Genomic DNA, 21,028 nt, shown 5'->3' on the forward strand with positions numbered 1-21,028 from the left:
CGTGGGCGCACACAAGTAAGAACCGTTAACTGACGATACTGCGGAAACCCCATCAACGAATGAAACTCCCACACGCGCAACTCGCGGTGCTGAAGACCGCGAGTGCCGACGAGGACCGCCCGCTGACCGAGGTGGCCACAGAGGCCGACCTGAAACCCGCGGCCGCGACACGCGCCGCCTTCGAACTGGAGGACGACGGGCTCGTCTCCGTCTCCGAGGAGACCGACGAGTCCGTCTCCCTCACCGACGAGGGCCGCCAGTACGTCGAGGAGGGCCTGCCGGAACTGCGCCTGTACGCGGCCGCCGTCGACGCCGGCGCCGACGAGTCGCCCGTCTCGCTGGGGCAACTCATCGGCGCGTCCGGGCTGGAGGGCCCCGCCGTCGACATCGCGCTCGCCAACTTCGCCCGGAAGGGCTACGGCGAGGTCGACAGCGGCGAGGTGTCGGTCGACCCCGACGCCGACCCCGACAGCGACCCCGAGCGCCGGGCGCTGGAACGACTCGCCGACGGCGACGACCCCGACGCCGACGAGGCGACTATCGACCCGCTGGAGAGCCGCGGCCTGGTCGCCCGCGAGGAGTCGACCGTCCGCTCGGTCCAGGTGACCGACGAGGGCGTGAACGCGCTGATGGCCGGCGTCTCCGAGGCGGAGACCGTCGACCGGCTGACGCCCGAACTCATCACGAGCGGCGAGTGGGAGGACGTCGAGTTCACCGAGTACAACGTCGAGGCCGACGCCGAACAGTTCCAGGGCGGCAAGGAGCACATCCTCCGCCAGACCGCCAACCGCGTGAAGGACGTCCTGGTCGGGATGGGCTTCGAGGAGATGGAGGGGCCACACGCCGACGCGCAGTTCTGGATCAACGACTGCCTGTTCATGCCCCAGGACCACCCCGCGCGGACCCACTGGGACCAGTTCGCGCTCGAAGAACCCAGCGAGATTCAGGACCTCCCCGAGGACCTCGTCGAGCGCGTGCGTTCGGCACACAAGGACGGCGTCGGCCCGGACGGCGACGGCTACCACTCGCCGTGGACCGAGGAGACGGCGCGCCGGCTGGACCTGCGCGGGCACACCACGTCGCTGTCGATGCGCTACCTCTCGGGTCACCAGATAGGCGAACTGGAGCCGCCACAGCGGTACTTCAGCGTCGAGAAGGTCTACCGCAACGACACGCTGGACCCGACGCACCTGCTGGAGTTCTTCCAGATAGAGGGCTGGGTGATGGCCGACGACCTCTCGGTGCGCGACCTGATGGGCACGTTCACGGAGTTCTACGAGCGCTTCGGCATCACCGACCTCGACTTCAAGCCGCACTACAACCCCTACACGGAGCCGAGCTTCGAACTGTTCGGAACCCATCCGGAGACGGGCGACATCGTCGAGGTGGGCAACAGCGGCATCTTCCGCGAGGAGGTGCTCTCGCCGCTCGGCGTCGACTGCGACGTGATGGCGTGGGGGCTCTCCCTGGAGCGACTGCTCATGCTCATGTACGGCTTCGAGGACATCCGCGACGTGCACGGGACGCTGTGTGACCTTGAACTGCTGCGGGACGTGGAGGTGGTGCACTGATGCCAGTCGTCGACGTCGACCCCGACGAACTGCGGGAGCTGACCGGTCACGAGGAGAAAGACGACGACGCGTTGCAGGCGGACCTGTTCGACCTCGGCCTGGAGTTCGAGGGCTGGACCGAGGACGACGAGATGCAACTGGAGTTTGCGCCGGACCGCCTGGACCGCCTCTCCGTCGAGGGCATCGCGCGCTCGCTGCGCTACCACTACGGCGACGACCGCGGCGTCTACGTCCCGAAGGCCAACGACGCCGACTGGACCATCGAGGTGCGCGACCAGCCCGCCGAACGGCCATACGTCACCGGGGCCATCGTCCGCGGACTGGACATGGACGACGACGCGCTCGCCTCGCTCATCCAGGTCCAGGAGAAACTCCACGCGACGATGGGCCGCCAGCGCGCGAAGGGCGCAATCGGCGTCCACGACCTGACGATGCTGAAGGGCTCGCCCGCGACCGACGAGGGCCGGGCGAACAAGTCCATCGAGTACACCAGCGTCGCGCCGGACGGCGACACCTTCGTCCCGCTGGATTCCGACGCGGAGATGACACTCGCCGAGGTGCTCGACGAGCACCCAATCGGCGACAAGTACGCCGACCTCGTCCGGGATATGGACCGTTATCCGGCCATCTACGACTCAATCGGCCTGTTCTCGTTCCCGCCGGTCATCAACGGCCGCCGGACCGAGGTCACGGAGGGGTCGCGGGACCTCCTCATCGAGATGACCGGCACCGACCAGTGGACCATCGACCACATGCTCAACATCGTCTGCTACGCGCTGTCCGCCCGCGGCGGCCAGATAGAGCGCGTCGAGGTCGACTACGGCGCGGACACCGCCGGCGAGTACGCCGGGGGGACGCTCGAACGGCCGGACCTCTCGGTCGACACTAAGACCGTCACCCACGACCGCATCGAGTCAATCATCGGCGTCTCCATGGAGCCAGGGGAGGTCGTCGACTGCGCCGAACGTGCGGGCCTGAACGCCACCCAGACCGAGGATGGCGACGCCTACGAGGTGGAGATTCCGCCCTACCGCGTGGACGTGCTCCACCCGCTGGACGTCGTCGACGACATCGGCCGGGCCTACGGTTTCAACGACCTGGAGCCGACGTACCCGGACGTCTCGACGGTCGGCGGCCGCCACGAGCGCTCGCGCCTGGAGGACGCCGCCCGCGACGCGCTGGTCGGCCTCGGCTTCGAGGACCTGCTGAACTTCCACATGATAAACGAGGCGGAGAATTTCGGGAGAATGGGTCTGGCGGTTCCACGAACCGCCGAACGAGCGAGCGGCGATAGCCGCGAGCAGACCGACGCCGCCGGAGCCGTCGGCGCAGCGCCGCCGGTCACCATCATGGAGCCCTACAGCGAGGACTACACGATGCTGCGGACGTGGGCGCTGCCCTCACTCATGATGGTCCTGGAGAACAACACCCACCGGGCGTACCCCCAGGACCTCTCCGAAATCGGGCTGGCAGCCCACGTCGACGACAGCGAGAACACGGGGGTCGCCGAGCACCGGACCGTCGCGGGCGTGCTCGCGCGCACGGACGTCTCCTACGAGGACGCCAAGGCGCGCCTGCAGGCCATCGCGAAGTCCTTCGGCACAGACCTGGAGACGCCGGCGACGACCCACCCGACGTTCATCGACGGCCGCGCCGCCGAGGTGGTGCTGGACGGCGAGTCCGTCGGTATCGTCGGGGAGATTCACCCGCAGGTGCTCGTCGAGCACGACCTTGAACTGCCTGTGGCGGCCTTCGAGTTCCGGCTGGACGCGCTGGAGTAGTCCCGTCGCACCCGTTTTTATTGCTGTCCCCGGAGCCACGCGAGCGTAACGTCGGCCAGTTGTTCGTGGGCGGCGTCGTAGCTGACGGCGCTGGGGGAGTCGCCGGGCTGGCCGCTGTAGCTCCCGAACTGCGTGTGGTTGATGGGGAATTCGCGCACTGTCGCGTCCGCCGGGAGGTAGCCCAGACCCTCCTCGTACCTGTCCCTGTTCAGGACCGTGTCGGCGCTGCCGGTGACGCTGAGGACGGCCAGGTCTGTCCCGGAGATGTCCCTGTCACAGTAGGAGCCAAAGAGCACCAGTCCCTCGACGGTGTCGGGGTTCGCGTGCGCGTACCGGCACGCCATCGCGCCACCCAGGGAGTGACCGCCGACGTACCAGGTGTCGACGTCCGAGTCGGTGACGTACCGCGATGCCGTCCCCTGGCCGAAGACGGCGAGGTTCAGCGGCATCTTCGGCACGACGACGGTGACGTTCGCCTCGCGCGCCAGCGGTGCCAGGGTGGCGAGGTACGCGTCCGGGTGCACACGCGCGCCCGGGTAGAAGACAATGCCCGTCGCCGACTTCACGCTGGCCGGTTCGAGGACGTAGGTGTCACCGCGCTGTGTGACGGTCACGCCGGGGTCGGACTCGACGGCGTCGACGCTGTCAGCGAAGCCCTGGAACGGCGTTCCGACGAAGACGATGCCGGCCGCGGCCGCGACGACAGCCGCGGCGACGAGCCAGGCACCGAGTCGTCGTCCCAGCCGACGGAGGCGCTGGCCGTTCATCGGTCCCGGCTACTCCCGGCTCCTACCTAAAACTCCCCGTCCCCGGACGGCGGGACTACAGGTCTGCCCCGACGGCGTCGGCGACGGAGTCGAAGCCGTCCCGCTCCAGCAGGTCCAGCAGGCCGCGGTTGATCTCGCGGGCGATGGCGGGGCCGCGGTAAATGAAGGCGGTGTAGAGCTGGACGAGGCTCGCGCCGGCGCGTATCTTTCGGTAGGCGTCTTCGGCGGTGGCGACCCCGCCGACGCCGACGACGGGCACGTCCGTGCGCTCGGCGACGAACCGGACCATCTCGGTGGCGCGACCCTCGATTGGCTTGCCGGAGAGCCCGCCGCCCTCGGTGCGGTTCGGTGACCGCAGCGAGGCCGGTCGGTCCGTGCTGGTGTTCGTCGCGACGACGCCGTCGAGGTCGAACTCCGCGACGAGGTCCAGGGTGTCCTCGACGGCCGGCTCGGGGAGGTCCGGCGAGAGTTTGACCAGCAACGGGTCGGCCCCGGCGTCGACGAGGGTATCGAAGATGGCCGCCATCGCGTCGCGGTTCTGGAGTTCCTCGAAGCCCTGGGAGTTCGGGCAGGAGACGTTGACGACGAAGAAGTCCCCGCCGTCGGCGACCGCTTCGTAGCTCCGCCGGTAGTCCGCGGGCGCGTCCGCGGGCGCGACGTGTTCCGTCTTGGCGATGTTGACGCCGACGGGGATGTCCACGTCCCTCCGGCTGAGCCGGCGGCCGACCGCCTCGGCCCCGTCGTTGTTCAGTCCCATCCGGTTGATGATGGCCTCGTCCTCGCGCAGGCGGAACATCCGCGGGCGGGCGTTGCCGGCCTGTGGCTCGGCCGTGACGCCGCCGACCTCGACGAAGCCAAAGCCCAGCGCCGCCAGCGCGGCCGGAATCTCCGCGTTCTTGTCGAAGCCCGCGGCGACGCCGACGGGATTGGGGAACCGCTGGCCAAAGGCCTCGGTGTGGAGGCGCTCGTCGTCGACGGCGTACCGGGCCGCGAGGAGTCGCCGGACGGGCGTCTGCTGGCTGAGTCTGAGAGCGGTGTGACCGAGAGAGTGGGCCGTCTCCGCCGGCAGCCGGAACAGCAGCGGCCGGGCGATGTCGTAGAGGCTCATGTGAGCGATGGCCCGCTCAGAACTCGTGTTCGACGTCGTCGGCGTCTGCTTTCTGGATAATTATCTTGTTGTCGCGCACGCGAACGAACACCTCGTCGCCGATCTCCATTCCCGCAACGGCGAGTTCGTCCTCGTGGAGATTGATGTGGACGTTGTGGTACTCCCCGTCTTCGTCTTTCGCGCCACTTGGGCTGAGCTTCTTCTTTCGAACCATCGCGGTTTCTTATTCCGGTCTTCGCCGGAGGACGCACTTAAGTCTACCGCGCGGCGGCGACGAGGCTTCCTGACGGCGCGCGCGCCAGCCTGCGACGCGCCCTCTGTGCCCCATTTCGTCCCCGGCTTGCCGGCTCGGCCGCTCCTATCTTATAAAAGCACCGCCCAACGGCAGCCGGATTTGGGGGTATATTTATATTCTGCCATGTGCTGAATTGACATGGAGCGGTGAAAACCATGGCACGAGACAACGATAAGCGTAATTTTGCGCTCCGAACTGATAATGGTGAAGAAACAAGTGTGTTTTCCGGCGGGACGCCTCGGCAGGCGGCCTTGAAAGCGGCGCGACGGCTCGACCCGGCACCGTCCGAGGACGACGCCGACCCACAGAAACTACGGCTGCGCGAGAAGGGCACCCACAAGGTCCACGTCTACGAGGGCTGGGCCTGGGAGGAGGAGGCGCCCGACGACAAGCCCGACTGGATGCCCGGTGACATCACCAAGGGCAACGTCTCCAAGCAGGGCGTCGAGCACCTCGACGAGATCTAGTCGGTCGACCATTCCACATTCTTTGGGCGACAGGCGGGTAGCGACAGCGCCGTGACGGACAGCTATACAACCGTCGCCACCGTTCCCGGAGACGCGTGGCTCCCACCCGGTCAGACCGGACCGGCAAACGGTGGGATGACAGACCGGCCTCCGGCCACGCGACACGTTTACTCACGGTGTGTAACCGCATGACGAAGCGGCTCCCGTTCGACGGTCTTAAATGTACCCCCACCTTCGACTGTGATGCGAAGCGGCGCAGGGCGTGATGCCCACCAGCCCGCCACCTCGGTCCGATGCCCTTAAGTGTAACAGGGCATTCCGGACGGAATGCAAACGCACCGACGCCGGGCGAATCCGGCGACGGACAATCCGATGCCCTTAAGTGGAACAGGGCACTTCGGATTGAATGCGAAGGCGGCCTGGTCGGGCTCACCGACCCTGGCCGTTCGGACCCGTGCCGTCTCGAAGGGTTTAAGTCCCTTTCCGGCATACGATTGGGTCCGAAGGAAATGAGGATTCCACCCCTGCGGTCCGCCGTATAGATGGGATCTGATGTTAGCCCTGGTAGTTCGGTGACACTCGGTCGGTCGAGCGTTCGACGACCGGTGACACTGAACCCCGATAGCTACATAGCTAGCACATCATTACGATGTGCGCCCGCCAACCCTCCCCCTTGTGGGGAGACATTCCGGTTGATCCTGCCGGAGGCCATTGCTATCGGAGTCCGATTTAGCCATGCTAGTCGCACGAGTTCATACTCGTGGCATATAGCTCAGTAACACGTGGCCAAACTACCCTATGGACAACAATAACCTCGGGAAACTGAGGCTAATAGTTGATACGGCTCTCACGCTGGAATAGCAGAGAGCTGGAAACGCTCCGGCGCCATAGGATGTGGCTGCGGCCGATTAGGTAGACGGTGGGGTAACGGCCCACCGTGCCCATAATCGGTACGGGTCATGAGAGTGAGAGCCCGGAGACGGTATCTGAGACAAGATACCGGGCCCTACGGGGCGCAGCAGGCGCGAAACCTTTACACTGCACGACAGTGCGATAAGGGGACTCCGAGTGCGAGGGCATACAGTCCTCGCTTTTCTGTACCGTAGGGTGGTACAGGAACAAGTGCTGGGCAAGACCGGTGCCAGCCGCCGCGGTAATACCGGCAGCACGAGTGATGGCCGATCTTATTGGGCCTAAAGCGTCCGTAGCCGGCCAGACAAGTCCGTTGGGAAATCGACGCGCTCAACGCGTCGGCGTCCAGCGGAAACTGTCTGGCTTGGGGCCGGAAGACTCGAGGGGTACGTCCGGGGTAGGAGTGAAATCCCGTAATCCTGGACGGACCGCCGGTGGCGAAAGCGCCTCGAGAGGACGGACCCGACGGTGAGGGACGAAAGCCAGGGTCTCGAACCGGATTAGATACCCGGGTAGTCCTGGCCGTAAACGATGCTCGCTAGGTGTGGCGCAGGCTACGAGCCTGCGCTGTGCCGTAGGGAAGCCGTGAAGCGAGCCGCCTGGGAAGTACGTCTGCAAGGATGAAACTTAAAGGAATTGGCGGGGGAGCACTACAACCGGAGGAGCCTGCGGTTTAATTGGACTCAACGCCGGACATCTCACCAGCACCGACAGTGTGCAGTGAAGGTCAGTCTGATGCGCTTACTGGAGCCACTGAGAGGAGGTGCATGGCCGCCGTCAGCTCGTACCGTGAGGCGTCCTGTTAAGTCAGGCAACGAGCGAGACCCGCACTCCTAGTTGCCAGCAACACCTTGCGGTGGTTGGGTACACTAGGAGGACTGCCGCTGCCAAAGCGGAGGAAGGAACGGGCAACGGTAGGTCAGTATGCCCCGAATGTGCTGGGCAACACGCGGGCTACAATGGCCGGGACAATGGGAAGCCATCTCGAGAGGGAGCGCTAATCCCCTAAACCCGGTCGTAGTTCGGATTGAGGGCTGAAACCCGCCCTCATGAAGCTGGATTCGGTAGTAGTCGCGTGTCAGAAGCGCGCGGCGAATACGTCCCTGCTCCTTGCACACACCGCCCGTCAAAGCACCCGAGTGAGGTCCGGATGAGGCCACCATGCGGTGGTCGAATCTGGGCTTCGCAAGGGGGCTTAAGTCGTAACAAGGTAGCCGTAGGGGAATCTGCGGCTGGATCACCTCCTAACGATCGGGACTGGGGCGACGCCCCAGCCCACCTTTTGGGAGCGGGGTTCACGTCACCACCGTCACCTCGACCGTCCGAGCACCTATGAACTACCAGGGCTAACACCTGTACGGCGGAAGGGCCCATAGCTCAGTGGCAGAGCGCCGCCTTTGCAAGGCGGAGGCCCTGGGTTCAAATCCCAGTGGGTCCATGTCTCGTCCCCGACTGAAAGCGTGTCCCTTAAGTGGGTCACGGCGGTTCAGTCGGGTACGGAAGACCGATGCACCATCCCGTGCAAGCGCGGGTGGGAAGGGTTGATGCACGCACTCGTTCACCACGAGGTGTGTATATGAAACCGTGTGTACGTGCGATCCAGGCGTCCACTGGACTCGTTCATCGAGTCTCATGACGTCGTGAGTTCATACCGAACTCACACATTCGTGAGCTCCTTTGGAGCTCACACCCACAACGTGGCTACTGTGCCACCTGGTGGATAGCTCGGCTCGGAAGCCGATGAAGGACGTGCCAAGCTGCGATAAGCCCGGGGAAGCCGCACGGAGGCGAAGAACCCGGGATTTCCGAATGGGAATCCCCACCGCAATTGCTTCGCGCAATGGGGAACGCCCCTAACTGAAACATCTCAGTAGGGGCAGGAAGAGAAAACGCAACGTGATGTCGTTAGTAACCGCGAGTGAACGCGATACAGCTCAAACCGAAGCCTTCGGGCAATGTGGTGTATGGGCTGACTCTCATCACCCGACCATCATCGAGAAGTCTCCTGGAATGGAGCGCGAAACAGGGTGAAAGCCCCGTACCGATGGTCAGTACGGTGTGCGTCAGTTCCGGAGTAGCGGGGGTTGGAAATCCCTCGTGAATATGGCAGGCATCGACTGCTAAAGCTAAACACTCTCCGAGACCGATAGCGAACAAGTAGCGTGAGCGAACGCTGAAAAGTACCCTCTGAAGGGAGGTGAAATAGGGCTTGAAATCAGGTGGTGATGGAGCGACGGGGCACAAAAGGTCTCGTGAAAAACGACCGAGAGGCGACTCTCCAGTAGGAATCACGAGAAGCCGGTGTTCCGTCGTACGTTTTGAAAAACGAGCCAGGGAGTGTGTCTGTTTGGCGAGTCTAACCCGATTATCGGGGGAGGCACAGGGAAACCAACATGGCCGCAGCATTGCCAGGGCCGCCGTCTTCAAGGGCGGGGAGCCAGACGGACACGACCCGAATCCGGACGATCTACGCGCGGGCAAGGTGAAGCATGGCGAAAGCCATGTGGAAGCCTGTTAGGGTTGGTGTCCTACAATACCCTCCCGTGACCTGCGTGTAGGGGTGAAAGGCCCATCGAGTCCGGCAACAGCTGGTTCCAACCGAAACATGTCGAAGCATGACCTCCGCCGAGGTAGTTCGTGAGGTAGAGAGACTGATTGCCGTGACCGCCTCCGAGAGGAGTCGGCACGGCTGTCAAACTCCGAACTCACGGACGCTGTCGACGCGGGGAGTCCGGTGCGCGGGGTAAGCCTGTGTACCATGAGGGAGACAACCCAGAGCTGGGTTAAGGTCCCAAAGTGTGGACTAAGTGCGATCGAAGGTGGTCCCGAGCCCTAGACAGCCGGGAGGTGAGCTTAGAAGCAGCTACCCTCTAAGAAAAGCGTAACAGCTTACCGGCCGAGGTTCGGGGCGCCCAAAATGATCGGGGCTCAAGTCCACCACCGAGACCTAGCCGCGCCCGTCACACGGCGGTTGCGTAGGTTGGCGTTCGGCGCGGGTGGAAGCACGGGTGAGAACTCGTGTGGACCGCGTCGAAACGAAAATCCTGGCCGCAGTAGCAGCGAAAGTCGGGTGAGAATCCTGACGGCCGAAAGGGCAAGGGTTCCTCGGCACTGTTCGTCAGCCGAGGGTTAGCCGGTCCTAAGTCACATCGTAACTCGCGTGTGACAAAAGGGAAGCTGGTTAATATTCCAGCGCCACCGTGCAGTAAACGCCGACGCCTTGGGGTCGACCGAGCCGGGCCTTCGCCCGGTCGAACCGTCCAACTCCGTGGAAGCCGTAATGGCACGAAGCGGACGAACGGCGGGATAGCGCAAGTCGGTTCAACCTGGGGCCCATGAAAAGGCAAGTACGGTGTCCGTACCGAGATCCGACACAGGTGCCCATGGCGGTGAAAGCCAAGGCCTGTCGGGATCAACCGACGTTAGGGAATTCGGCAAGTTAGTCCCGTAAGTTCGCGATAAGGGATGCCTGCTCGGGAAACGAGCAGGTCGCAGTGACTCGGACGCTCCGACTGTCTAGTAACAACATAGGTGACCGCAAATCCGCAAGGACTCGTACGGTCACTGAATCCTGCCCAGTGCGGGTATCTGAACACCTAGTACAATAGGACGAAGGACCCGTCAACGGCGGGGGTAACTATGACCCTCTTAAGGTAGCGTAGTACCTTGCCGCTTCAGTAGCGGCTTGCATGAATGGATTAACGAGAGCGTCACTGTCCCAACGTTGGGCCCGGTGAAACGTACGTTCCAGTGCGGAGTCTGGAGACCCCCAAGGGGAAGCGAAGACCCTATGGAGCTTTACTGCAGGCTGTCGCTGGGACATGGTCGCTGATGTGCAGGGTAGGTAGGAGACGCTACACAGGTGCGTGCGCTAGCACGTCGCCGAGTCACACATGAAACACTACCCGTCAGTGACTGTGACCCTCACTCCGGGAGGAGGACACCGATAGCCGGGCAGTTTGACTGGGGCGGTACGCGCTTGAAAAGATATCGAGCGCGCCCCAAGGCCATCTCAGCCGGGACGGAGACCCGGCGGAGAGCGCAAGAGCAAAAGATGGCTTGACAGTGTTCTTCCCAACGAGGAACGCTGACGCGAAAGCGTGGTCTAGCGAACTCATGCGCCCGCTTGATGCGGGCCATGAATGACAGAAAAGCTACCCTAGGGATAACAGAGTCGTCACGCGCAAGAGCACATATCGACCGCGTGGCTTGCTACCTCGATGTCGGTTCCCTCCATCCTGCCCGTGCAGACGCGGGCAAGGGTGAGGTTGTTCGCCTATTAAAGGAGGTCGTGAGCTGGGTTTAGACCGTCGTGAGACAGGTCGGCTGCTATCTATTGGGGGTGTTATGGTGCCTGACGGGAACGACCGTATAGTACGAGAGGAACTACGGTTGGTGGCCACTGGTGTACCGGTTGTTCGAGAGAGCATTGCCGGGCAGCCACGCCACACGGGGTAACGGCTGAACGCATCTAAGCCGGAAACCCACCTGGAAAAGAGGCACCGCTGAGGTCTCTCGTAGAAGACGAGTTCGATAGACTCGGGGTGTACGCACCGAGGCAACGAGGTGTTTAGCCCGCGAGAACTAACCGACCGAAGCCACCATTCATACGTACTGAGACTCGCCGAACGAGTCCAGGCGCAAACTGGATCGCACGTACACACGGTGATCATCAACCGACCGACGCACGGTGCACAATCGTGGTTCGAATCCACGAGTCGGCGTTAAGGCGGCCATAGCGGCGGGGTTACACCCGTACCCATCCCGAACACGGAAGTTAAGCCCGCCTGCGTTCCGGTGAGTACTGGAGTACGAGAGTCTCTGGGAAACTCGGTTCGCCGCCTCCACTCATACCGCGGTGGACGTTCTCCACCGCACTCATTTCCCTCGAACAGTGACGACGCTGTTCGGGGGGTTCTGTATTTATGGAGAGTGGCAACACCGTCACGCGCGCTCGACGCTGTCGACGCGCTGGCTGCCGGGGGCCGCCTTCAGGCACGCTTCGATCGCAGCGGCGTCTGCGTCACTCGTCGTGTCCACGGTTGCCTCGACAGTCACAACTGTCGCCGCGAGTGCCGGTTCGATGCGGCGGACGCTCGTCACGGTCGCCGCGTCGACGCCTGCCGGGGCTTCGAGGCGGCGGCGTGCGCAGCTGGCGAGGTCGTCGGGCCCGTCGCGGGGAATCCGGAGGGCGACGACCGCGCGCCAGGTAGTGGGATGTGTCGATTGCATGGGTGTCTCAGAGACGGCGGCGGGTGGACCGCCGCCTGCGTTTGGTTGTCGTGCAGTGCTGTCTGCCCCGTCGGTGGTGGAGCACGGGTCGTAACATACGGCGAGAGCCGGAGTCGAACCGGCACGGCGAGCCAGGGTCTCGCTCTCGCGCCCCGGGGGAACGGCAGCGCCGTCGCTGGAGAGGCAAGTCGCAGGGAGGGAACGGCGTGGGGACCGCTCGTCAGCGGGGGACGCCGACGCTCCGCGCCGGGGAGAGATGTCGTGAAAGAACGCCCGTGTTCACCAGTCCCGGTCGGGTAGTCCAGACCGGGAGACGGTTATCCGGGCAAGGGACCGAGGTTCAGCGGGGTCCGGCGTCGGGCTGCTGCACGCCGAAGCCCTCGGTCCGGGTGGACACCGGTAGCGCCGTGACGCCCCCGAAAATTTCGACCCCGGCGGCGGCGCGGCTAGCAGCCGCGTCCGTCGTCGGTGTGGGGGTGTTGCGCATCGGTGTCACCTCGAATGTGGTGTGAACGCCGTCCTGACGTTCTGTGTACCCTGTATTGAGCGGTGGATGGTCAATAAATCTACTTGAAGTTTGTGTCACATACCCACGGCCGCCGCCGGAGTGCGCCGGCCCGGAGCAGTACCGTTACGGTTTTAGGCGGAAACTGGGTAGAGTTAGGTGCGCCAAGGTGGCAGAGTCTGGCCGAACGCGTCCGCCTGCAGAGCGGATCACCCCCGGTTCAAATCCGGGCCTTGGCTTTTTCGAACCCGACCACTCCACGCGCCAGGAATCCGTCCGACGGCCGTTCGGTGGTCGCATGCCTCGCCAACTGCGATAGCGACGATAGGTGCTCCGTTGCGTGTCCCCGGGCAATCTATCTAGCCGGTGGTCGCGGCGGCGTCAACCATCGTAGTGACAGAGGCTCTATGAGGGGAGGACGTGACAGTACACATGAACCAGCTCCTCCCACGGAAACCGGACGTCGAGGTGTCGAACGAGGACTCGTTAGTTCTGGGCCTGGCGGACCAGGAGACCAATTCCGTCTTCTCGGTGCTCTCGTCGGAGCTCGCGCGCTCGATACTCGACCAACTGTACGAGAGTCCGGCAACGCAGTCCGAACTCGCCGCGTACGAGGACACGTCGATACAGAACGTCAGTTATCACCTCGAAAATCTCGTCGAGGCCGGCCTCGTGGAGGTCGTCGACCAGTGGTACTCCGAGAAGGGGAGAGAGATGGACGTGTACGCCCCGGCGGGGGACTCCCTGGTGTTGATCGCAGGTAACGCGCGTCAGGTCGACGAAGTCAGACAGATGACTCCGATGGAGCACCCGCAGAAGGTGAGTGATTGAGGTACCCTGCTCCGCTGTCACCCGAAACCGACGGACCCATTACAGCGCCTGCGCGTCGTTCTCGCCACAGCATCCGGACGTGGACCGTGGCACGTCCCGGACTGGCCGACCCGTACTTTTCGACAGCAGACCGTGACGGCGTCTCTCGCCAGGTTCCTTCGACGTCTCGTGTTCTACGTCGGTCTTTCGACGACGTGAGGGGTCGGCAACTCGGTGCGCTTCGGACGGCCGTTCCCGAGTGAAAAGTGGGGGCAGTGTGAGGGGAGTGGGGCAGTGATGCGGGGAACTGTCGGATACTCTCGGACCCGCCTCCGAACGGGGCGGGTAGTCGTCGATTGGTGCCCGGGGAATATCAACCGGGTCGCAGTGTTTCGAGCACTGAAACACCGCCGGGCAGCGCCTCACCCGGGACCGCCTCTCACCAGCGGCGTCCGCTGACCGTCACTGTCCGTCGCCGCGTTTCGTGATCGTCACCGAGAGGCCGTTCGCCGTCACGCTGAACGAGACTGCTTCGAGCGTGGCTTCGAACACCGTCCGGTGATGGCCGTCGGCGTCGTAGAGCATGCTCGACTCGACGAGACCGGCGTCCTCCAGGCTGTTCAACCGCCGGTACACAGTCGTCCGGGACGCATCGCACTCCTCGGCGAGCGCTCGCGCGGACTTCGCTTCGGTCTGCGTCGCTTCGAGAATCGACTGCGTGTACTCGGCGTCCAGCAGACCCAGTATCTCTTCGGAGGACGGCGTCATCTCCGGGGCGGTTCGCTCGACGGACCCAGCGGGTGTCGGCTGTCTGAGTGACATTGCTCTGTTCTTGGACTTTCTGTGTACCGCTCACTCCCCAAAGATACCGGCAACTGACGTTGCCTCCCGAAACCCCGGTGGCTAGGCATATAGCTGCGGGGGTAATTCGCACGGGAACAGTCCGCACGCCTGTGTTCCGCGCGTGTTTCGCTGGGTGAAACACGTCTGGACTACTTAGGTAAGTGCCGGCCGAAGCGCCGGTTACCCCGATGCAAGAGAGTCCGTTGCTGCAATCGAGCCCTCCCGTAGCAGCCGCGTCGTGTCGGTTCGCCAGCTACTCCGGCCAGCGATGGGACGTGACGACCGGCGGGACCGGACACCCACCCAGTTCGACAGCCGGTCCCGCCGACGAGCAGTCGAGCGCTCCCGGGGAGTCGGATGCCTCCCACGGCGACCTCTCGACGCAGTCCGTGCCGAGACGGAACCTGCTTCCCGCGGCCGACGGCCTGCGGGAGGACACTGACCGCCAGGTTCTCGTCGTCGGCGACGGAATCGTCGGACTGGCTCTCACCCACCTCCTCCGGCGGGCAGGCTACGACCCGCTACTCGTTGCACCCCCCCGTCGGGAGGAGACACATCACATAACCTACCTGTGGCCGCCCGCGGGGCGGCTCCTCGCCGCGCTCGGCCTCGGTCAACTGCTTCGCAGTCAGGGGACCGTCGTCGACAGCGTGACAGTACAGTCCGCGGACGCGGGGCAGGAACACACCACAGTCGCACCGGACGAGCGGCCCCCGGGGCGGTCCCCGGCAGTCCTCTTCCCGACCCGGCGTCTCCGTCGGGCTCTCGAGGAGCGCCTCCCCGACGGACAGAGACGGCAGGACCGGACTGTCACGGCCGTCGAGCGGCGTGACGGCGGCCTCGCGGTCGAATTCGGCGACGGCATCGAGGAGTGGTTCGACCTCGTCGTCGCCACCGACCGCCCGCGCACGTCGTTTCGACCCCCCGGAACGGAACACTCCGAACCCGCGGCGCTGACCCACTGCGAGTTCCACGTCGAGGGGGAGACTCTCGACGGGGGGGCCCTTCGGGACCGCTGGCTCGGGGACGCTCTCGTCCAGCGGACGCCGTGTCCGACGGAGTCGGGAACCATCCTCGGGCTCACGACTCCCCGTCACGACCTCGGGGCAGTCGTCGACGAGGTCGGGGACGTGCTGGCGGATTCGGAGCGGGCGGCGCTCGATGTGGACCGGGCCAGGACCGGTCCGGCGACGGTCCGGCAGGCTCGCTTCCCCGAGAGAGACGCCGCCCGGTCGCGGTGGGGCGCTGACCGCGTGGCGTTTTGCGGCGATGCGGCCTGGCCCGTGGCCCCCGCCAGCGGCTTCGGGGTGTCGTTCGGACTCGAAGACGCGCTCGCGCTGGTCTCGGAGTTGACCCGTGACCATCCCGCCGTCGCGAACGTCGTCGACGCCTACGCGGCCCGACGGAGCCGCCGGGTCACGACAGTCCGACGGCGAGCCGAGACGGCCCGACAGGACCACGCGTATCCGGTCTCGCAGGCGCTCGCGTCACCGCTCGGGACCGTCGGCGTGCTCCGGACGGTCGCCCTCGGTCCGGTGCTCGATTCAAGGCTGGGGTCGCTCCAGCGGGACGGATTTCGGTAGGTCGACGCCGGGGACTCACGTGTCGTCGTCGAACAGCAGGCTGAAGATCTTCTTCTCGGCGAGTCGCAGGTGTTTGTTCAGCGTCGGCTGCGTGATGTCGAGTCGCTCCGCGACGTCGCTGCCGTCGTTGTCGCGCGGCCACTCGAAGTAGCCCGCCGAGAGGGCGGTCTGCAGCACCTCGAACTGCCGGTCGGTGAGTTCCGTCCGGACCTGCTCGCTGAGTTCCGCCGGCGTCCGGTCCCGCGTTCTGTGCTGGCGTCTGGCGACGAGTTCGACCGACGGCGCGACCACCTGTAGCCGGTCGACGAACGAGCGGACGTCGGCCTGCTGGGGCACCTCCACTGCGATGGTCGTCTCCTCGGGGGTCGCCCAGGCGTCCCGCAGCACACCGCCGTACTCGGCGAGTGGGGAGCCGAACCAGTCGTCAGTACGGACCTCGACGAGCGTCGCGGAAGACTCGTCGGCGACAACGTCGACGGACCCCGGCAGCGTCCGTTCCGCGATTTCGCCCGCGGTGTCGGGCGCGTCGCCCTCGAAACTGAAGTAGACGCTCACGGGGCCATCCTGTCTCGCGACGGTCCGTTCGTGCCTGACGCGGCAGTCGGCGGCGTCGGCCGCCCGGGCGAACGGGAGCGAGTCGCCGGCGCCGCGAAACTCCAGTTCGACAGTCTCGTCGGACTCCAGCGCGCGCCGCCGTTCGATTGCCGCCAGCGCGTTCGCAATCGAGGTGCCGAGCTGTGCCAGCACGTCCTGCTCGCGGTCGCCGAAGGCGTTGGGTGAGTCGGTCCCGACGGTCAACACGCCGTGGGTGATGCCGTCGTAGCTGAGTGGGACGGCACAGAGCGACTGGTACCCCTCCGCGAGACCGTGCTGTCGCCAGTCGTCGGCCAGGCCGTCGCCGACCAGCGAGTCCGCGACCCGCACCTCGTCGGTCCGCCAGGCCGCGACCGCAGGGTGGGGGTCCGCGCTGTCGTCCGTCGTCGAGAGGTCCATCGACGCGACGTACTGGTTCGACCCGCCGACGACCGCGCGGGCGGTGAGTCGGTCGGTGCCGACCTCCAGACCGCCGATCCACGCGAGGTCGTACGGCCCCGAACTCGCCAGGCGCTCGCAGACCGCCCGTTCGACCTCGCGGGCGTCCGTCGCGTCCGTGATGGCAGCCTCCACCTGCTGTGTCAGGCGGGCGATCCGGTCCAGTCGCTCGGCGCGCTCCGTCTGGGTCCGGAGTTGCTCCTCCTGTGCCGCGAGCCGCTGTTGCCCCTTGAGGTGGTTGAGCGCGGCCTCCAGCGTCGCCGCCAGCATGTGCGACGCCTGGATGGTCTCCGGCGCGAGCGAACTGTCCGGCGACCCCACCAGCAAGACGCCGTGGTTCCCGAGGGCGAGTGCGCGCCACGCTTCGAGGTCGGCCAGCGCCGCCGGGGCCGCGTCGTCCGCTCCGGGGAATCCGCCCTCCCTGTTCCCGCCGTCCGGGGCGACGATGGTCCCGGTCGCGAAACTCTCCCACAGCGGGCCGTCGCCCGGGCCGACAGGGTCGGCACTGACCGCGCCCGGAATCGGGCCGGCGAGCACTTCGGGTCGCAACACGCCGTCGTCGTCGTCGTAGAGGAAGGCACCGACGGCGGGGAGGTCGAGCATCTCGGTGGCGGCCTCGACCGCCGTTCGGGTCGCCTCCGCGGGGGTGTCGGCCGTCGCGAGGTCGTCGGTCGCGTCGTCGAACGACGCCATCCGGCGCTCGCGCGCCTTGCGCTCGGTCACGTCGCGGCTGACGATCACGATTCGCGGCAACCCGCCCTCCCACGTGGTCGGGTAGTAGTCCGACTGCACCCAGCGGACCTCCCCGTCCGGGCGCTCGATTCGGTACTCGTGGGAGTAGCTGTCGGCCGCACTGTCGTCGTCGATGTCCCTGACGATTCGATCGACGAACGGGCGGTACTCGCCTTCGTCGTCGGGGTGGAGCGTCCCGAAGAAGCCGTCCCGGTAGTGCTCGCGGATGTCCGCCAGCGACTGCCCCCAGATATCCTCGTAGCCCGAACTCACGTAGTCCGGCGACTGCGAGGCGTCGGTGATCTCCTGTGCTCGCGTCATGAATATCGCCTCGTCGATGCGGTCGAGTATCTCGCCGAGACGGCGCTCCGTGCGTCGCTGGGCCGTCACGTCGCGCATCAGGGCGAGGTACCGGTCCTCCCCGTTGAGCGTCGCGGGGGTCGCGTTGACCTCCACCCAGCGCCGCTGGCCGTCCTTGCGCTCTATCAGCCACTCGAGGGTCCGGGGCTCACCCGTCTCCATTACCTCCCGGACGATATCCCGTGCCTGCTCGGTGGAGTACCCCTCTTCGGCGACGTTGAGCACGTCCTGTCCCTCCGAGAGCAACTCCTCCCGGTCGTAGCCCGTCAGTTCGCACATCGTCTCGTTGAGGTCGAGCACCTCACCGGTCTCCGGGTCGTGGACCGTAATCGCGTCCGTGACGCCGTTGAATATCTGTTCGTACTCGCGCTCCCGTCGTCTGCGCTCCGTGATGTCGTGCAGGAGCGCGACGATCCGTTGCTCGCCCTCGATCTCCCCGATCTCGTGTCTCGCCCGGACCCAGACCGTCTCACCGTCCGCGGTCTCCAGGGGCCACTCGAACTCTCGTCCTCCTTCCCGGACGGACTCCCGGATCATCTCTCTGGCTTGCTTCCCGCTGGCGCCCTCGGCCGTCGCCTGGAACTCGGCGAGCGGCCGGTCGAGAAATGCTTCACGGTCGTAGCCCAGAAGCTCCGCGACCTGTTCGTTGGCGTCGACGACCTCCCCCGATTCGGGGTCGTGGATGACGATCCCGTCGCCGGCCATGTTGAAGATCTGCTCGTACTCGCGCTCGCGCCGTCGCCGCTCTGTGACGTCACGGGTCAGGGAGAGATACCGACGTTCGCCCCCTATCTCGGCGACGGTTCCCCTGACGTCCAGCCACTTCGTCTCGCCGTCGCTGGTTTCGAGCGCCCACTCGAACTGTCTCGGCTCCCCGGTTTCGAGCACCTCGTCGACGAGTTCCCTCGCTCGGTCCGGCGTGAACCCCTGCTCTGCTGCGCTGATGCCCTCGATCCCCAGTTCCAGGATCTCCTCGCGGTCGTACCCCAGGAGCCCACACATGCTGTCGTTCACGGCGACGATCTCGCCAGTCTCCGGGTCGTTGATCGTGATGCCGCCCTGGACGCCGTTGAATATCTGTTCGTACTCGCGCTCCCGTCGTCTGCGCTCGGTGATGTCGCGGTCGATGGACACGTAGCGGAGTTCGCCACCGAGTTCCACGGTCGTCCCTTTGACTTCGAGCCACCGCTTCTCCCCGTCGCTGGTCTCGACTACCCACTCGGTCTGTTGTGGTTCGTCGGATTCGACAACCTCCTGGACGAACTCGCGGGCCTGTTCCATCGTGTAGCCCTCGTCGTCTGGACTGTACCCCTCGACTCCCATGTCGAGGATCTCCTCGCGGTCGTAGCCCAGCAGGTCACAGAACGCCTCGTTGACGTCCAGTAGCTCCGCAGTCTCCGGGTCGTGGACGGTGATCGAGTCGTTGACACCGTTAAACAGCTGCTCGTACTCGCGCTCGCGGCGCTTTCGCTCGGTCACGTCCGTGTACCAGACGTACGCCTCGGTCGCGTCGTCGGCGTCCGGATCGGTGCTGAAGTGGATAACTCTGAAGCGGAACTGGCGAATCCCGTCGACAGTCTGTCGGGGGACTTCCTTCTCCAGCGACTCACCCCGGGCAACCCTGTTACTGAGGCGCTCGTGTTCCTCGCGTTCCGCGTCCGGAACGACCGCTTCGGCGACGGTGGAGCCGACGACCTCCGCGGACGGAAACCCGAACACGTCTTCGAAGGCGGGATTGACCTCCCGAATCACCGGCTCGTCGCCCTCGAACTTCACCCGCAGCACCGGGTCGGGGTTGTTCTCGAACAGCACGGACCGCCGGTCGCGTTCGCGTTCGAGGCGGCGTTCGTACTCGTGGCGCTCGGTCACGTCCCGGGCGAGCGCGAGCACGCGGTCCTGCCCGGCGATCGTCGCCGGTGCGAGATTTATCTCCAGCCGGCGCGTCTCCCCGGCGGCGGTCCGTATCATCCACTCGACCGTCTCTGCCTCGTCGTTCGCCGCGACCCGCTGCTGTATCTCGTAGGCGCGAGCGCCGGTGAACCCCTCCGACGTGACGCTGAACCCGCCGATGTCGATATCCAGCAGCGTCTCGCGGCTGTACCCCGTCAACTCGGCCATCGGTTCGTTGACGTCGACGATCTCCTCCGCCCACGGGTCGTGAATCGAGACGAGGTCGTTGACGTTGTCGAAGATCCGTTCGTATCTCCGTTCCTGTCGCCGCCGCTCGGTGATGTCGACGGACGTCGAGAGGACGACTTCGCGCCCGCCGACGCGGACCGTTTTGAGCCGCGACTCTATCCACCGGACCGAACCGTCGGCCGTCGTGACCGGCCACTCGACTTCGAGCGGGTCGTCCCGCTCGGCGACGCTCGATACGATGTTCGTCGACCGTTCCTGGTCGTACCCGGGGACGTCTGCGGTGAACTCGCCGACCTGCATCGAGAGGACCTCCTCGCGGTCGTAGCCCAGCAGGTCACAGAGGGTCTGATTGGCGTGCAGTAACTCCCCGGAGTCCGGGTCGTGGACGGTCACGACCCCCGCGACGTTGTCGTACAGGTGCCTGAAACTCTCCTCGGCGTGGTGGCGGTCGAGTACCGAGCGTACCCGCTCACAGAACAGTTCGGGCGATTCGGCGACGATACGCCGGGGGAGCGTCTCGGCTGCCCCTGCCGACAGCGCCTCGGTCGCGAGGTCGCTTCCCGGCTCGTCGACCAGGAACACGACCGGCATCGCCGGGCGCTCGGCCGTCCAGCGTTCGAGCAACGGGACGGCGTCGACCCCGGACGCTCCGCCGTCGATAATTGCACAGTCCACTCCCTCCGGAATCTCGTCTGGCGCTTTCTTCCCCGCGTCGAGAGTCTCGACCGCTATCGACCGACCGCTTTCGCACTCCAGGTGCGACCGCTCCCCTGCGAGTGAGCCGTCTCCCACGAGGAGGGCAGACGCTGTTGAGGGCCCCACCGAAATCATGGGTCATACGTCTACTCCGAGAACTGTAAATATTTTGTATATTATGTGGTTGTAATTTTA

11 protein-coding genes, 2 tRNA genes and 3 rRNA genes are annotated in these 21,028 nt (G+C 65.3%); 10 read left to right on the plus strand and 6 right to left on the minus strand.

Annotation, left to right across the window (positions count from 1 at the left end):
* Positions 1–59 precede the first annotated feature (59 nt).
* Together WDJ57_RS12705 and pheT are read left to right on the plus strand one after the other, a co-directional pair.
* The gene (locus WDJ57_RS12705; RefSeq protein WP_338901190.1) at positions 60–1,571 is read left to right on the plus strand and encodes a phenylalanine--tRNA ligase subunit alpha; all 1,512 of its coding nucleotides are present in this window, start codon (positions 60–62) and stop codon (positions 1,569–1,571) included.
* A complete protein-coding gene (gene pheT, locus WDJ57_RS12710; protein WP_338901191.1) occupies positions 1,571–3,352 on the plus strand; it encodes a phenylalanine--tRNA ligase subunit beta in 1,782 nt (593 codons plus the stop codon). The genes WDJ57_RS12705 and pheT overlap by 1 nt, the downstream gene beginning before the upstream one ends.
* A gap of 17 nt (positions 3,353–3,369) precedes the next feature.
* Here the strand turns inward: pheT and WDJ57_RS12715 are convergent, their stop codons facing one another.
* Genes WDJ57_RS12715 through WDJ57_RS12725 form a run of 3 tightly spaced genes read right to left on the minus strand, consistent with a single transcriptional unit; the run spans position 3,370 to position 5,441 of the window.
* Entirely contained in the window at positions 3,370–4,119 is a 750-nt protein-coding gene (locus WDJ57_RS12715) for an alpha/beta hydrolase (RefSeq protein ID WP_338901192.1), read from the minus strand.
* A 55-nt stretch (positions 4,120–4,174) separates the two neighbouring features.
* Positions 4,175–5,227: a quinone-dependent dihydroorotate dehydrogenase gene (locus WDJ57_RS12720; RefSeq protein ID WP_338901193.1), complete on the minus strand. Its 1,053-nt coding sequence runs from the start codon at positions 5,225–5,227 to the stop codon at positions 4,175–4,177.
* A gap of 16 nt (positions 5,228–5,243) precedes the next feature.
* Positions 5,244–5,441 (minus strand): hypothetical protein, encoded by a 198-nt coding sequence (locus WDJ57_RS12725; RefSeq protein ID WP_338901194.1) that lies wholly within the window; start codon positions 5,439–5,441, stop codon positions 5,244–5,246.
* 236 nt (positions 5,442–5,677) lie between these two features.
* On the opposite strand from WDJ57_RS12725, the gene WDJ57_RS12730 reads away from it, so the two are divergent.
* The 5 genes from WDJ57_RS12730 (at position 5,678) to rrf (ending at position 11,748) form a co-directional block, all read left to right on the plus strand.
* The gene (locus tag WDJ57_RS12730) at positions 5,678–5,989 is read left to right on the plus strand and encodes a non-histone chromosomal MC1 family protein (RefSeq protein WP_338901195.1); all 312 of its coding nucleotides are present in this window, start codon (positions 5,678–5,680) and stop codon (positions 5,987–5,989) included.
* 685 nt (positions 5,990–6,674) lie between these two features.
* A 16S ribosomal RNA gene (locus tag WDJ57_RS12735) occupies positions 6,675–8,147 on the plus strand.
* 120 nt (positions 8,148–8,267) lie between these two features.
* Positions 8,268–8,339: transfer RNA gene (locus tag WDJ57_RS12740), tRNA-Ala, on the plus strand.
* A gap of 254 nt (positions 8,340–8,593) precedes the next feature.
* Positions 8,594–11,508: ribosomal RNA gene (locus WDJ57_RS12745) — 23S ribosomal RNA — on the plus strand.
* Between the two features lie 118 nt (positions 11,509–11,626).
* Positions 11,627–11,748: ribosomal RNA gene (rrf, locus tag WDJ57_RS12750) — 5S ribosomal RNA — on the plus strand.
* Together the 16S, 23S and 5S rRNA genes with 1 tRNA gene alongside form the textbook arrangement of a ribosomal RNA operon.
* A gap of 97 nt (positions 11,749–11,845) precedes the next feature.
* Here the strand turns inward: rrf and WDJ57_RS12755 are convergent.
* Complete coding sequence (locus tag WDJ57_RS12755) at positions 11,846–12,133, minus strand: hypothetical protein (protein WP_338901196.1); 288 nt, start codon at positions 12,131–12,133, stop codon at positions 11,846–11,848.
* Between the two features lie 668 nt (positions 12,134–12,801).
* Between WDJ57_RS12755 and WDJ57_RS12760 the strand changes: the two genes are divergently transcribed.
* A tRNA-Cys gene (locus tag WDJ57_RS12760) sits at positions 12,802–12,877 on the plus strand.
* 193 nt (positions 12,878–13,070) lie between these two features.
* Positions 13,071–13,469, plus strand: coding sequence for an ArsR/SmtB family transcription factor (locus WDJ57_RS12765; RefSeq protein WP_338901197.1), 399 nt, complete (start codon positions 13,071–13,073; stop codon positions 13,467–13,469).
* 441 nt (positions 13,470–13,910) lie between these two features.
* Here the strand turns inward: WDJ57_RS12765 and WDJ57_RS12770 are convergent, their stop codons facing one another.
* Positions 13,911–14,270, minus strand: coding sequence for an ArsR/SmtB family transcription factor (locus WDJ57_RS12770; RefSeq protein ID WP_338901198.1), 360 nt, complete (start codon positions 14,268–14,270; stop codon positions 13,911–13,913).
* A gap of 209 nt (positions 14,271–14,479) precedes the next feature.
* Between WDJ57_RS12770 and WDJ57_RS12775 the strand changes: the two genes are divergently transcribed.
* On the plus strand, positions 14,480–15,874 hold the full coding sequence (locus WDJ57_RS12775) for an FAD-dependent oxidoreductase (protein ID WP_338901200.1): 1,395 nt from the start codon (positions 14,480–14,482) through the stop codon (positions 15,872–15,874).
* A 15-nt stretch (positions 15,875–15,889) separates the two neighbouring features.
* Here WDJ57_RS12775 and WDJ57_RS12780 read toward each other — a convergent pair whose 3' ends face one another.
* Positions 15,890–20,929 carry a PAS domain S-box protein gene (locus WDJ57_RS12780; RefSeq protein WP_338901201.1) on the minus strand — a complete coding sequence of 1,680 codons (5,040 nt, stop codon included), beginning with the start codon at positions 20,927–20,929 and terminating at the stop codon, positions 15,890–15,892.
* Positions 20,930–21,028 lie beyond the last annotated feature (99 nt).

Source organism: Salinibaculum sp. SYNS191, from assembly GCF_037338445.1.
Lineage (GTDB): Archaea > Halobacteriota > Halobacteria > Halobacteriales > Haloarculaceae > Salinibaculum > Salinibaculum marinum.